Below are 14,397 nucleotides of genomic sequence, written 5' to 3' on the forward strand. Positions count from 1 at the left end.
GTTCCATCCGGCGGTTTTGCCGCCCGAATACCCCCTTCACTTCCTATTTTTGGGGCAAAATTAACTGCAACAGTATGCCACTGGTTTGGGTGCGGCCTTTTGACGGGCGCGGTTACCTCGGAATTTGGGAAATTACGGAAGAACTGGAAGAGTTACGCCGGTCCTTCCGGGGGAGCGACGAAGACATTGCCGAATTCGAGCAGATTCATCACCCGCAGAAACAGCGGGAATTTCTGGCGAGCCGGATACTCGTCCGGACGCTCGTCGAAACCGCCGGAGAAACCTACCGCGGTATCCTGAAAGATCCGTTCGACAAGCCTTTTCTGAAAGGAACAACCCACCAGTTTTCACTGTCTCATTCGCTGCGGTACGCCGCTGCAGTATGGCATCCTTCGGCTTTTGTAGGGCTTGATATTGAGCCTGTTCACGAGAAATTACAGGTAGTTGCCCATAAGTTTCTGAGCGAAGACGAATACCGGCATGCCAACGGAAATCTCCGGCAGCTGGCTGTATACTGGACGGCAAAGGAAGCGCTGTATAAACTGCACGGGAAGAAAAAGCTGAGTTTTAAAAAGAATCTCCCGGTAGATCCGTTTCCGGAGGACTGCACGCTGATCCGCGGCTGGATACGTACCGAACACGGCAGCCGTGCCTATGAACTGGAAGTCCACACCGTCGCGGATTGCATGCTGACGGTGACGGCGGAAAAAGATAGCTGAGAAGTTTAGGGTTGAGAAGTTTAGAGTTGGGGGCCTGAAGGCAGACTGTGATGCAAAACTCTAAACATTCCAACGCTAAACTACACGCTCTCGCCGTCTGCCAGCATCTTCAACAATCCGTTTACTTCTCCGGCGCGGTCGTCGTCTCCCGTTTTCTCGAAAGCAAGAATCAGGTTACGGAGTACCCGGCGGACAATGTCGAGGTTGCTGCATGGTTCGTAGAAAATCGGATTCGGGGCGAGGTTGAGCTGCGCGATGTAATTATCAATATCCTTTCGCTGAAAAATCAGCCCTTTGTTGAACACATTGATGTAAAACGAGGCATCGTCGCCGAGCTTGTATGTGAGCACAAACAGGTTCGGCAGGTTGACGCCGTAGACCGGCATACCCAGGCGCCGGCCGACGAGCATATACAGCACGCAGAGGCTGATAGGGTTACCTTTCCGGGTTTCCAATACTACGTTGAGCATGGAATTGGCCGCCGAATGGAAGTTTTTGGTATTGGCGCCAAATTTGAGCTTCCGGAAGAAGACGTAATTGAGGGTATCAACCTGCGCGGCAGGATGCATGCCGTGCCGGAACTCCAGCCAGGCGTCGTAAAAAATCTGATCGATTTCGCGTTGTACCTTTTCGAGTGAAAGGTCGGGGTACTGATAGGTGGCAACGAGCCAGAGGCCCTCCAGCAAATCCTGCCCGCCGTTGTTTTTCCAGGTACGCAGCCGCTCGGTAAGGGTATGCAGCTGCAGGTCGTGGATAAGGTCCTCGATGCGTTTCTGAATGACCGGGTTGAATCCGGAATTCTCCCAGTGATCTTCGAGAAACGGAATCACGGTATCGCCGAGCGACCGTATTTTCTGTTCCACGAGTAGGGAGACTTCCCGATCGTCGTCTTCCAGCAAAGAAACCAAAGCTTTCAGTTCACGGCTATCCATATCGGGCGATGATTTTTGCATTAACCTACAAACGAAATGCCAATTTAGCAAAAGGAGGCAAACAGTGTGCGGGAACAGGTTCCGGGCTACTGTCAGATGTCAGGGAAGCAGCCACAGGAGTGGCCGCTAATACCATTTGCGAAATCATAACCGGCGCAGGCTTGTCCGTTGCACCGGAATTTGCCTATTTTTGACCCCCGAACAACAGATTCGTAACTGACCTTCATGAATATTCTCGTCACCGGCGGAGCCGGCTTTATCGGCTCCCATACGGTCGTCGAACTGATCGGAGCAGGCTTTGAGCCCATCATTCTCGACGATTTTTCCAACTCCGACAAAAGCGTGCTCCAGCGGCTCGAAACCATTCTCGGACGCCCTGTCAAGCACTATGCCGCCGATTGCAACGACGCCGCCCTGCTGACCCGGATTTTCAAGGAGGAAGCTATTCAGGGCGTTATTCACTTTGCCGCCAGCAAGGCAGTAGGGGAATCAGTCGAAAAACCGCTGCTGTATTACCGGAACAATATCTCCTCGCTTGTGACGCTCCTCGAAGCGATGACGGCCAACGGCGTATCCAATTTTGTATTCTCTTCTTCCTGCACGGTTTACGGACAGCCTGAGCAGATTCCGGTGACGGAAGATACTCCGGTGCAGCCGGCGGCTTCCCCGTACGGTAATACCAAACAGGTAGGCGAAGAAATCATCCGGGATACCGTTGCATCCGGCGCGCCCCTGAAGGCGCTTGCGCTCCGGTACTTTAATCCCATCGGCGCACACCACACGGCGCTGATTGGGGAACTCCCGCGCGGGGTACCTGCTAACCTGGTACCTTACCTGACCCAGACCGCGGCCGGTCTCCGGGAAAAGCTGATGGTATTCGGAAACGACTACGATACGGTCGACGGCACCTGTATCCGCGATTTCATCCATGTTGTGGACCTGGCCAAGGCACACGTCAAGGCGCTCGAACTGCTTATCAAACAGGATACCCATAACTATTACGATTACTTTAACATCGGAACGGGCCGTGGAACCACCGTTCTGGAACTGATCCATACCTTCGAACGGGTGAATCAGGTGAAACTTAACTATGCGTTTGCTCCCCGCCGCGCCGGCGATATCGTTGCGATTTATGCCGATGTGAGCAAATCAGTCGAGAAGCTCAACTGGAAAGCGGAGAAGACTCTCGACGAAGCCCTGGCCGATGCCTGGCGCTGGCAGCAAACGCTTTGATTGTCTATCCATTACATCCCATGAAGAAAATACTGATTACCGGCGGAGCAGGGTTTATCGGCTCCCACGTCGTGCGGCGCTTTGTGACGCAGTACTCTGACACCTACCAGATCTTCAACCTGGACGCGCTGACGTACGCCGGCAACCTGGCCAACCTCAAGGACGTTGAAAAGGAGGCCAACTATACCTTTGTCAAGGGAGATATCCGCGATGCGGAATTTCTGGATACGCTCTTTGCTGAGCACGATTTTTACGGCGTGATTCACCTGGCGGCAGAAAGCCACGTCGACCGCTCCATTTCCGATCCGATGGCCTTTGTGCTGACGAATGTAATCGGGACGGTGAACCTGCTCAACGCCGCCCGCAAACACTGGGCCGGTGCCTACCAGGATCACTTGTTTTACCATGTTTCGACGGACGAAGTCTACGGCGAACTGCATAATCCGGACGAGTTCTTCCTCGAAACGACGAAGTACGATCCCCGGTCGCCGTATTCGGCTTCCAAGGCTTCTTCCGATCACTTTGTCCGGGCATACGGCAATACCTATGGCATTCCGTTTGTACTGACCAACTGTTCCAACAACTACGGGCCGAATCACTTCCCCGAGAAGCTGATTCCCCTCATGATCCACAACATCCTCAACGGCAAGCCCTTGCCGGTGTATGGCAAGGGCGAGAACGTGCGGGACTGGCTCTTCGTCATCGATCACGCACGGGCAATCGACGTGGTTTTCCACCAGGGTAAAAACGGCGAAACCTATAACATCGGCGGTTTCAACGAATGGAAGAATATCGATCTGGTAAAGCTGCTTTGCCGGACGATGGACGAGAAACTCGGTCGCCCCGAAGGAACGGCCGAACAGCTGATTACCTACGTCACCGACCGCGCCGGACACGATCTTCGTTATGCCATCGACGCCGGTAAGATCATGCACGAACTTGGCTGGAAGCCGTCTGTTACCTTCGAACAAGGCCTCGCCCAAACAGTAGACTGGTACCTGGCCAACACCGAATGGCTGGAGGAAGTGACTTCCGGAAGTTACCAGCATTATTACGAATCGATGTATACTAACCGATAATAGAGCAGAGGGCTTGGGGCAAAGGGCAGAGGGGCTACCCCATGCTCCACGCCCTCTGCCCTCTGCTCCTTCGCTTATGAAAGGAATTATCCTCGCCGGCGGCTCCGGCACGCGCCTTCATCCGCTGACGCTGGCTGTTTCCAAGCAGCTCATGCCGGTCTATGACAAGCCGATGATTTATTACCCGCTTTCCATCCTCATGCTGGCCGGAATCCGGGAGATCCTCATTATTTCCACTCCGCATGACCTCCCGCATTTCGAGAAGCTGCTGGGCGACGGCAGCCGGATCGGTTGCAAATTCAGCTACGCCGTTCAGCCGAGTCCGGACGGGCTGGCGCAGGCTTTCATCATCGGAGAAGAATTCATCGGAAACGACAAGGTAGCCCTGGTTTTGGGTGACAATATCTTCTACGGCGCCGGGCTGAGCAAGCTGCTCCAGGCGAATAACGACCCCGAAGGAGGGGTTGTGTATGCCTATCCCGTCAACGATCCCGAACGGTATGGCGTGGTTGAATTCGATGCCGACTTCAACGTCCTCAGCATCGAAGAAAAGCCAGAAAAGCCTAAATCGCATTACGCCGTTCCGGGACTGTATTTTTACGACAATGACGTCGTCGAAATCGCCAAGAATATTAAGCCCAGTCCCCGTGGCGAATTGGAAATCACCGATATCAATCGTGTGTACCTCGAAAAAGGTAAGCTCAAAGTCGGCGTACTCAACCGGGGAACGGCCTGGCTAGACACCGGTACCTTTGCTTCTTTGATGCAGGCCGGACAGTTTGTTCAGGTCATCGAAGAGCGCCAGGGCCTCAAAATCGGATGTATCGAAGAAGTGGCTTACCGGATGAAATTTATCGACGCCGAGCAGCTCCGTGAAATAGCCCTTCCGCTGCAGAAAAGCGGGTACGGGACGTATTTGCTCAATCTGTTGAAGTAAATAAACTCCCGTCCATGTAATTTCGTAGCTCACCGGTCTCCGGTGAGCTTTTTTTGTGATGATGCCATACATCCCTCCCCGGGTCGATCTGTTCGCCATTCTAATCCTGCTCGGTATCGTGCAGGGGTGTTTGCTGTGCTTTTTCTTCTTCAGTAACAGTAAGGGAGATCAGTTCCCGAACCGGTTTCAGGGCGGGGCCCTGCTGGTTATTACCCTTGTCATGACGGATGTATGGCTCGGGTACACCAATTACATGATGAAGGTGCTGTGGCTGAATGATTTCACCGAGCCCTGTAACCTGTGTATCGGCCCTTTTTTTTACCTGTATGTGCGCTCCGGACTGCGGCATCGCTTTCATAAACGGGAATGGCTGCATTTTCTCCCGGCGATCCTGTATTTTGCCTACATGTGCGTGATGGTGTACCCGCAGCCGATCAGCAGCAAGTACCACGACTTCCGCTCGGCCTTCCATCCCGAACTACCCGCGCTCGACTACGAATGGTACGGAGAAGGATGGATGTTCTGGCCCAAACGACTCATCAAGGAGTTTACCGGCGCCAGCCTGCTGCTTTACATGGTATTGAGCTGGCGGGAAGTTATACTGGAATTCCGGCGGAGAGGGTGGAAGCTCTGGTCAGCACACGAAGGCCGGATCGCGTGGTACCGGGATTTACTCGTTCACATGACGATGATCGTCGGCGTGTTTTTTACCATTCTGTTGACGTTCCCGCGGGATCTTGGCGACCATATCGTTGTGGCACATATGGCTTTTGTCATTTACGCAACGAGCTTTACTATCCTTCGTGAGTCCCGGATTTTCCGGCATGAACCGCCTGCCGCCGAAACCCGGAAGTACGAAAAGTCGTCCCTCACTCCCGACATTGAAAGCCGGACGCTCGAAAAACTCCGGGCGCTTTTTCAGGAAGAAAAACCCTACCTCGATCCGCTTTGCTCGCTTCCCGGCCTGGCGGCGCGCCTGCATGTATCCACCCACCACCTGTCACAGGTCCTGAACGATACCCTGGGGCAGAACTTTTTTGAATTTCTGGCGACGTACCGCATCGACGAAGCGAAACAACTGCTCGCCGATCCGGCTATGGACCATGTCCGGATCGAAGAAATCGCCGAGCGGGTTGGATACAGCTCAAAATCAGCGTTTAACGGTGCATTCAAGCGGCTGTCCGGACAAACGCCATCGGCGTACCGGAGTGCTTCCCGATCGGCGTGAACGCCTCGCTTATCCGGGAAGTCGCCCGATAGCCCGCCCATCTGCCACTTTTGAGGTGTTCCTTTTCACCTCAATTATGCAAACGACACGACGTTACGACATCGACTGGCTCCGGGTACTGGCCTTCTGTCTTCTGATCCTTTTTCACACGGGTATGTTTTTCAACTACTGGGGCTGGCACGTCAAAAACAACGTGCAGACCAGGATTGTCCAGTACCCGATGATTTTTACCAGCCAGTGGCGGATGGCCCTGCTTTTCATGATCTCCGGCATGGGCGTGTACTGGGCGCTTCAGCGGCGTACGCCCGGGCAGTTTCTGAGCGAACGGGCCAAGCGGATACTGCTTCCGTTGGTTTTCGGAATGCTGGTCATTGTTCCGCCGCAGATTTATTTCGAGCGACTGACGCAGGGCGAGGTACTGTCGTATGCCCAGTTCTACCCCCGGGTACTCAATTTCCAGCCTTACCCGAAGGGTGATTTCAGCTGGCACCACCTCTGGTACCTTGCCTATCTGTTTGTATACTGCGTAGCGGGGTTGCCGTTCTTTCTTTTCCTGCGGACGAAAACCGGCGAACGCTTCACCCGGTGGATCGGTCAGCTTGCCGCCAATCCGCTGGCGCTGATCGCGCTTCCTGTCGCCTGGCACTGGCTCGCCGAGTATTGGTGGGACGGGAAATACCCGACTACCAATGATTTTATCCACGACTGGCGCCAGCATTGGCATTACTTTTCCCTGTTCCTGACGGGGTATGTATTTTGTACACAGGCTGTTTTCTGGGAGACGCTGGTCCGCTACCGGCATATGCTGCTGACGGTGGTCATTGTGCTGACGACGGTATTGTATGCATTTTTCTGGATCGACCGGCCGCAGCTTTCAGACACGGCCAGGTATGGTTTTCTGGCACTGACAACGACCAACAGCTGGTGCGTCTTGCTGACCCTCTTCGCATTCGCGTACCGGTACCTGCGGTTTTCCAACCGGTTTCTGGTATACGCCAATGAAGCGGTCTATCCGTTCTATATCCTGCACCAGACGATTACGGTGTCAGCCGGATACTACCTGGCGCCGCTGGCTATGCCCTGGTTCCTCAAATTCTGGTTGCTGGCAGGTATTACGTTCGGCGGATGTTTTGTGCTGTACCATTTCGTGATACGTCGCTTTGCCGTAACGCGGGTATTGTTCGGGCTGAAGGCCGATCGGCCGGCGGTTTCCCTCCGGCTCACATGAAAAAAGCCGGGCAATTGCCCGGCTTTTACTGTATCAAGCGGATTAGATTAGTCTCCTACGCTGACCTTGCTGGTATCCTTTTTCGTGGCCGTCTGAGCGGCAGCGGATCCCATCGGTACGCCCGTTTTGTAATTCCGGGGTGACTGACTCGGGTCGGTGGTGACGTAGTTGTTCACCGGAGACGCCGGGAAATTCAGTTTACCCGCAGTGCTGTAGGGGCGCTGTATTTTGTAGTTTGCGGTCGACTGGAGACCGATGTTTTCCCGTACTGAACCGTCACGCTGAATGGAAGAAGTACTGCTTTCTGCGAGTTTTTTCTTCATGGCAACGGCTGCCTTATTGGGGTGCTTATAGTTGTGGGTGGAATAACCGTGATCCAGAATCGGTTGGGTTTGAGCGCTGGCTGCTCCGGCAAAACCGAGAAGCGCCGCAATCAGCATATAACGTTTCATGACTGTGCTGTCTAATAGGTACGCGCAGGGGTCCTTCATGGAGTCCGGCGGACCTTCCCGCTTCCATTCTTTCGTCGGACTCTATACAAAGATAGGGGAAAATTTGGGTCGAATGTATCTTTTTTCATAAAACATAGGACTATACCGAGAAGAATAAACGTTGGAAACTAATCCGGAAGAATAAAATTTTGTTTGGATTTTGATCCGGAGCTATTCAAATTCTTACTGTTTTTTCTGAAAACACGTATTTTTTTTCGGAAGAGGGTGTGAAAACGGCATCCGGGATTTTTTTCACAAATTTTTCCGATGTTCCCGCGAGCGGGCAGAATTCCTAACTTCGCATCCGAAACCACAGAAAAACATACCGATGCTGAAAGCTGAAATGCTGACCGATAAGGGTACGATGCTGATCGAACTCTACGAAAAAGAAACACCCATTACCGTGAAGAACTTCGTCGATCTGTCGGAAAAAGGATTCTACGACGGCGTAACGTTCCACCGGGTTATTCCTGCCTTCGTTGTACAGGGCGGCGATCCGACCGGCACCGGAGCCGGCGGTCCGGGATATACCATTCCATGCGAAACCAAAGCGGAGCGCCAGCACCATGAGCGCGGCGTCCTCTCCATGGCGCACCGTGGCCCCAATACCGGCGGCAGCCAGTTCTTCATCTGCCATAACCGGCAAAACACCGCGCATCTCGACGGCAAGCATACTGCCTTCGGAATTGTGATCGACGGCCTGGACGTAATCGATGCCATCCGCCAGGGTGACAAGATCCAGAAAGTGACCATCATCCGGGAAGAAGCATAGGCGTTAAGGGTTTGAAAAAGTTTAGGGTTTAGGGTTTTGAGTTGGTTGGGGAAACCCTGAACTCAAAACCCTAAACCCTAAACTTTTTCAAACCCCAAACTTATTTCCCCGCCGGCTCCAGTCGCTGGTTAATACCTTTTTCGACCATCGGAAGGCCATCGGCCATCCATTTCGGCGCGGGGGCGTCTTTGAGGTAGTAGTCGAGGTACTGCCACATCCGGATGGTCCAGTCTTTCTGGTTTTTCCGAAGACGGTTGCCGTGCTTCTCACCATTGTAGTTGATCATCCACGCCGGTTTTCCCAACCGTTTGAGACCCATGTACAATTCGATGCCCTGGTACCAGGGGACAGCGTCGTCGTCGTCGTTGTGAAGAATAAGCGCCGGCGTTTGGACATTCGGCAGGAAGAAAAGCGGCGAGTTTTCAATGAAATTCAGGGGCTTTTCCCAAAGTGTACCACCAATCCGGCTTTGGGTATGTTCGTACTGTGCCTGGCGGCTCATGCCCGTGCCCCATCGGATTCCGCCGTATGCGCTGGACATATTTGCAACCGGCGCGCCGGGCACTGACGTTTTGAAGAGATGCGTCTGCGTAATCAGGTAAGCAGTCTGATAGCCTCCCCAGCTATGCCCGACGATGCCGAGGCGCCCCCGGTCTACCCAGCTGTTTTCCAGCAGTTTCAATACGCCGGGAATGATGCAGCTATACGCGCTCTGGCCAGGGTATCCGTCGCGGTAAACGATATCCGGCACAAACACGAGATATCCGTTCGAAACGGAATAGGCATAGTTGTTGCGCGCACTGGACACCGGTCCGGGCGTTGCAAACAGGTGCAGGTTGTCCGATTCCTTTTCATAGAAGTAGGTAATCATCGGATACTTTTTCGACGGATCAAATCCTTCGGGTTTGTACAGCAGGCCGTCGAGTGGTTGTCCATCTCCCGAAACCCAGTGAACCAGCTCCACCGAACCCCAGCGGTACGGCTTCATCTGATCGCCGAGCGCAGAGATTTTTTTCGGCGCTTTGAAGGTCAGGTCCGTTGCCAGCAGGTCCGGATACTCCTGAAAGGTGGAACGGGTGAAGAGAATATCGTTGGTATTTTTTGCCTTGACGACGTTGTCTGTTACATCAAAATCGCCTTGATACAACACCGAAATCTGTCCGTTCGACAGGTTGGCATATCCCGTTGCTTTTGTCGGCTCGCTGAACTGACGCAAAAGAAGCGGCTTTGAAGGATCAATCGTCCGTTCTTCCGGGTCCAGGCGGATGTAGCGATAGGATTTCTTGTCGTTCCGGCCGGAAGTCAGGCGAACCGGCTCCGAACCGGGCGTAACAGCCCAGAGGTCATATTTGTCGTAGAGATAGACCTGCTCGTCGCCCTTCGTCCAGCCTGCCAGGCCATAGGCCCGCGGGTAGTCGGGGTGGTCATCGTCTTCATCGGCAAAGGAGCGACCCTTCGTCAACTGAAACGTCTTTCCGCTCTGTACAGACCAGGCAAACCAGGCCGTATCAGGCAGGGAAAACCAGTAGGCGTACTTTCCTTCCGGCGAGAGGCGAACATTTCCGACGATATTTTTCGCCACCGGTCGCACAGAGCCGTTTTTGGTCGACAAGAGGTATGCGTCGGTATGCGGGTTCCAGTCCCAGTGCGCGTGCGAATAGGCAGTATCCGACGTAGCCAGTACATAATCCGCCCGGCCTTCATTGGCAGGGTAAATATCGGGCAGGGTAGGCGTGCCCAGTGTCACCTGTCTGCCGCTTGCGGGATCCCAGACCGCTGTGTAGGCACGTTTGCGATCCTGCTCCAGGGTAACTTTCTGCTGTGGCTGGAGGTGCTGATCGGAATGGCTCCATACTTCCACCTGCACGATTTCCTCGGGCAGAAGTGTGGTATCGGCTACGACAGGCTTCGGCGCGACACCGAAGAAGAGCTTGGAACCGTCTTTGGCAAAGCTCAGCGGCGCATCACCGCTGACGAGCCAGCCGGGTTTCTGGCCGGTTTCATCGGCTGCTTTCCGGGCCTGAACCTCGCCGGCTTTCCAGTAATACAATTTATGGTACCGGACGAGGGATTTGGCGTTGGTATCCGGATCGGCGACGAAGGCGAGCTGATCGCCAGTTTCGTCAAAAGTCAGCTTCTTCGATTTGCCTTTGGCTTCGTAGACTTTTTGCGATTGGCCCGTAGCCAGGTCAATTACCTGAACCGAAGGAATTTTCTGTGTACTGTCGTTGCCTGTAGAGATGAACGCCAGTCGTTTTCCATTCTTGCTGAATTCGTATTCGGTAACGTACGGGTAGACCGATTGCTGGCCGCTGGCGGTGTTCCGCACAATCAGGCGGTAGCCGTTTTCATCCGATTCTTTTTTTCGCGGCTTGGCTGCTTTGCGGGCCGTGTCTTTGCGAACAGCCGTTTCGACCTGATAGGCGAGGAATCCTCTTGCTTTTTCAGGGACTTTGAAGGACGGTACATTCGCGATTTTCTCGATTTTACCGCTGCCGAGTGCATAGATACCGAGGGAGTCCTTCGGCATGTCTTCCTTCTTCTTTTTCTTCCGTTTGGCATCCTGAACCAGGGCAAACGGCGGTTTGATTTTGTAGAAGACGAAGTCAGAGCCATAACCAACCCGGATATCGGCGGCGCGGCGGAGGGAGTCTGTCAACGGCTTTTTCAATCCGTAAACGATCGCCGTTCCGTCGCCTTCCTGCGGGTTGGCGGTATAGATGGCCCAGGCGCCGTCGTTGGAAAGAGTCCGGTAAGTCACCGACTTCCAGGAGTCGTACACCGCATGCGTCAGCGGCTTTTTGGGAGGCGGGGGAGGCGTCTTGGTTTTCTTTTGTCCATGAGCCAGGCCGGCTACCGCCAGCAAGGGGAGGAGTAAAAGATGTCTCATGTGGAGGAAGATGAGTGAATGACGCAGAAGGTACTTGTTTTCTGACAAGATTCGAATAATCAAGCGACTGGGAGCCGAAAAGTGAAGACAAAAAAGGCCCGACCGGAAGGTCGGGCCTTTTTCTTACCACTTCATCCACCTCGCCGAGTGGCTCTCCCCGTCCCGCTGAAACTGCAGGACATAGAGCCCGGCGGGTAGCGGCAGTGAGCCTACCGGTAGCTCGGCATGGCGGCCGGTGACCTGCCCTTCCCAGAAAATACGCCCCTGTGTATCGAGCAGATTGACCTGATAGGACCGGTTTTGTTCGTTAAAAGGTATTTCAACAGAGGGATTTTGCCCGCCGCGTGTTGGATTCGGAATGATGCGGATGCTTCCCTGCCGGTAGCTGCGCGTGGCTTCCGCCGCCTTGAGGAAGTTGGGAACACCGTAGCCGAGTAAGGCATCCGGATTACCGGCTTGTGTGGCGGAACGTTTCAACAGCGCGATTACCTCCATGTTGGTGAGGTAAGGATATGCCTGCCAGAACGAAGTTGCCATTCCTGCCAGAAGCGGGGAGGCAAAGGACGTGCCTGCGCCACCGGAAACCTGTCCGTTGGCCGGGTTGGTGATAACGGTTCCGTAACCCATCGCCGACAGGTCAGGCTTGATACGGCCGTCTGCTGACGGGCCAACCGAACTGAAACCGGCCCGGAGAAGCTGTGCGTCTACCGCGCCTACGGCGATAACAGAATCGGCATCCGCCGGCACGGTGAGGTATTTCCAGGCATCGTTGCCTTCGTTTCCGGCTGCAACCACGACGAGAATACCGGCCTGCGCTGCCCAGTCGGCTGCGCGGGTAGAAAGGGCCTTGTCTCCGTTCAGATCCTGATAGGTATAATCACCAACGCCGTTGTCGAACGTCGTATAGCCAAGCGACGAGTTGATAACATCTACCCCAACGCTGTCGGCATACTCGGCGGCGGCGAGCCAGAAAGCTTCTTCCTGGCGCTTTTCCCCGGAGTTATCTTCCGAATGCAGCAGGAGGTAGGATGCCTTGTAGGCCGTCCCGATCAGCTGTCCGGGCAGGTATGCGGCCATGCAGGAAAGAACACTGTTTCCGTGCGTACCCTGATCGTATACATTGGTATTGTTGGCGACGAAATCATATGTGCCGAGAATCCGGTTTTCATCAAACAAGTGCTTGAAAGCAGCCTGTGAGTTGACACTGATGAAGCCGTTGTCGATCACAGCTACCCACATGCCCTCTCCCCGGTATCCACGCGCATGCATGGAGTCTACCCGCATCTGCCCGATCTGAGTCTGGGAAAATCCGTAATTCAGCGGATTGGCGAGGTTGGAAGAAACGGGCAGCGGAAGGTCGATCGAATTCGTACCCGGTTTCGCTGCCGTTTTCGTCGCTGAAACAGCGTTCAGCGCGATATTTCCATCATACCCTTTGACGAAGTCCAGGGTTTGGATAGCCTGCAACTGTTCGGGCGTGCATTCAACCAGCACACCATTGGCCCAGCGGGTTTTGTACCAGACTTTGGCGCCTTTTTCCCGGACGGCCTGGATATAGGCCGGGTTGGGAGGAAGGTCCCGCTCCGCCAGGGAGATATTCTGTTTCAGCCTGCGCTCGACGGACCGCTTCGAAAGAAATTCCAGCGGGCGGTCGACCGAATAGGGAGTATTCGCCTTGTCTTTGAAAAGAATGAGGTATTTGGAAGCCGTCTGGGCAAATGCAGACGACGCCGTCAATAGCAGCGCCAGACCTGTATTCCGCCAGCGAAGGTTATTCTTTCCCATGACTCACAATGCGTTGTTTGTATTTAATGCCGTATGAAATCTTGCTCACCGCACAGTCTGGAATACAGGTAACAACCCGGGTAATATCCGACTGAATCAGTCCGATCGTCTTTGCGTACACCTCTTTGTGGATGATGCTGTCGGTAAGCGTCTGCTTATTCTGTACCTGAACGGTCAATGTCTTGTCAAAGGTTTGTGTTCCGATGGTGACGGGCTCTCCTTCGTTGAGAATGATACTCCGGAGCGAGTCCTGTGTATTCAGAATATTCGGATTCCACGTCTGTCCGTTACGTGCCGGAAAGATCAGTTTGACAAACGAGACGTTGTTTTCAGTGCGTACGGCCCGGTCAATTGCCCGGCGCGCTGTCCACAGCGAATCAAACGCCCAGACCTGCTGCTCGGATTCGCGGCGGTACCGCTCGATGCGGTAGGACATCAGCCCGTCGAGCGCCGTAAACGAATCTCCGACGCGCTCCTTGATCTGGAACCGGCTGGTATCGGGGTTCTGGTTGATCACGTAATCAATCTGGGTTACATCGTAAATCACGTAATTCCCTTTTTCCAGGGGAAAATAATCATAACCTGTTTCCGGTTCGGTGCCGGTATTGCGGCAGGCCCAGATACTCAATCCGAGAAGCAACAGGAGGTAAATCTTTTTCATGATGTGAAGGTAAGGCAGGCTGGTGAAGAATAGGAGGGGTTGTTAAAATTCGTATGTTCTGGATGTACCACCGGTTACCTGAACCGGCCGGGTCTGCTGACCGCCGCTACTACTAACGGTATAAATAAGGAAATAGGTACCTGTATTGAGATCCGATAAGGTAATTTCTGCTGTATTGCCCGGTTGCACCGACAAAACCCCGTCTTTCAGCGGCGACATGGATTTCGTCGCCGATACATAGGACTCCGGATACAGGGCATAAATAACCTGGCGGACTGCCGAATTTCCGACGTTCGACGTCTTGATCCGGATCAGCAGGCTGCCGGGTTCCACGCCGGTTTCTTTGACGCAGCTCGTCAAAAGAATCGCCAGGAAAAGTAATTTCTTCATGATACGGTTGGATAAAGGAAAACTCCGAAGAGGCGCAGGCAGACAAGGATTT

The 14,397-nt window shown here is 53.9% G+C and carries 13 protein-coding genes; 7 read left to right on the plus strand and 6 right to left on the minus strand.

From position 1 onward, the window contains the following. Window positions 1–74: 74 nt before the first annotated feature. On the plus strand, window positions 75–719 hold the full coding sequence (locus tag BLR09_RS18695) for a 4'-phosphopantetheinyl transferase family protein (protein WP_093205779.1): 645 nt from the start codon (window positions 75–77) through the stop codon (window positions 717–719). Between the two features lie 80 nt (window positions 720–799). Here BLR09_RS18695 and BLR09_RS18700 read toward each other — a convergent pair whose 3' ends face one another. Then, window positions 800–1,651, minus strand: a complete 852-nt coding sequence (locus tag BLR09_RS18700) for a transglutaminase-like domain-containing protein (protein WP_093206080.1) — start codon at window positions 1,649–1,651, stop codon at window positions 800–802. A 225-nt stretch (window positions 1,652–1,876) separates the two neighbouring features. On the opposite strand from BLR09_RS18700, the gene galE reads away from it, so the two are divergent. The 5 genes from galE to BLR09_RS18725 all read left to right on the plus strand — a co-directional run bounded on the left by galE (window position 1,877) and on the right by BLR09_RS18725 (window position 7,356). Further along, window positions 1,877–2,884, plus strand: a complete 1,008-nt coding sequence (gene galE, locus BLR09_RS18705) for a UDP-glucose 4-epimerase GalE (protein ID WP_093205781.1) — start codon at window positions 1,877–1,879, stop codon at window positions 2,882–2,884. A 20-nt stretch (window positions 2,885–2,904) separates the two neighbouring features. After that, on the plus strand, window positions 2,905–3,963 hold the full coding sequence (rfbB, locus tag BLR09_RS18710; RefSeq protein ID WP_093205783.1) for a dTDP-glucose 4,6-dehydratase: 1,059 nt from the start codon (window positions 2,905–2,907) through the stop codon (window positions 3,961–3,963). 76 nt (window positions 3,964–4,039) lie between these two features. Further along, complete coding sequence (rfbA, locus tag BLR09_RS18715; RefSeq protein WP_093205785.1) at window positions 4,040–4,900, plus strand: glucose-1-phosphate thymidylyltransferase RfbA; 861 nt, start codon at window positions 4,040–4,042, stop codon at window positions 4,898–4,900. Between the two features lie 58 nt (window positions 4,901–4,958). Continuing rightward, window positions 4,959–6,128, plus strand: a complete 1,170-nt coding sequence (locus BLR09_RS18720; protein ID WP_093205787.1) for a helix-turn-helix domain-containing protein — start codon at window positions 4,959–4,961, stop codon at window positions 6,126–6,128. A gap of 76 nt (window positions 6,129–6,204) precedes the next feature. After that, the gene (locus tag BLR09_RS18725) at window positions 6,205–7,356 is read left to right on the plus strand and encodes an acyltransferase family protein (RefSeq protein WP_093205789.1); all 1,152 of its coding nucleotides are present in this window, start codon (window positions 6,205–6,207) and stop codon (window positions 7,354–7,356) included. Between the two features lie 47 nt (window positions 7,357–7,403). Here BLR09_RS18725 and BLR09_RS18730 read toward each other — a convergent pair whose 3' ends face one another. After that, on the minus strand, window positions 7,404–7,808 hold the full coding sequence (locus tag BLR09_RS18730) for a hypothetical protein (protein ID WP_093205791.1): 405 nt from the start codon (window positions 7,806–7,808) through the stop codon (window positions 7,404–7,406). A 367-nt stretch (window positions 7,809–8,175) separates the two neighbouring features. Here BLR09_RS18730 and BLR09_RS18735 point away from each other — a divergent pair, with 367 nt between their 5' ends. Next, window positions 8,176–8,619, plus strand: coding sequence for a peptidylprolyl isomerase (locus tag BLR09_RS18735; protein WP_093205793.1), 444 nt, complete (start codon window positions 8,176–8,178; stop codon window positions 8,617–8,619). A gap of 100 nt (window positions 8,620–8,719) precedes the next feature. On the opposite strand, the gene BLR09_RS18740 is transcribed toward BLR09_RS18735, so the two are convergent. The 4 genes from BLR09_RS18740 to BLR09_RS18755 form a co-directional block, all read right to left on the minus strand. Then, complete coding sequence (locus BLR09_RS18740) at window positions 8,720–11,509, minus strand: S9 family peptidase (protein WP_093206082.1); 2,790 nt, start codon at window positions 11,507–11,509, stop codon at window positions 8,720–8,722. 123 nt (window positions 11,510–11,632) lie between these two features. Beyond that, entirely contained in the window at window positions 11,633–13,294 is a 1,662-nt protein-coding gene (locus tag BLR09_RS18745; protein ID WP_093205795.1) for a S8 family serine peptidase, read from the minus strand. Further along, window positions 13,281–13,955: a hypothetical protein gene (locus BLR09_RS18750; protein WP_093205797.1), complete on the minus strand. Its 675-nt coding sequence runs from the start codon at window positions 13,953–13,955 to the stop codon at window positions 13,281–13,283. Before BLR09_RS18750 ends, BLR09_RS18745 begins: the two co-directional genes overlap by 14 nt. 42 nt (window positions 13,956–13,997) lie before the next feature. Continuing rightward, a complete protein-coding gene (locus BLR09_RS18755) occupies window positions 13,998–14,345 on the minus strand; it encodes a hypothetical protein (RefSeq protein WP_093205799.1) in 348 nt (115 codons plus the stop codon). Between the last annotated feature and the right edge of the window lie 52 nt (window positions 14,346–14,397).

Origin of the sequence: Siphonobacter aquaeclarae (genome assembly GCF_900103285.1) — a bacterium.
GTDB lineage: Bacteria > Bacteroidota > Bacteroidia > Cytophagales > Spirosomataceae > Siphonobacter > Siphonobacter aquaeclarae.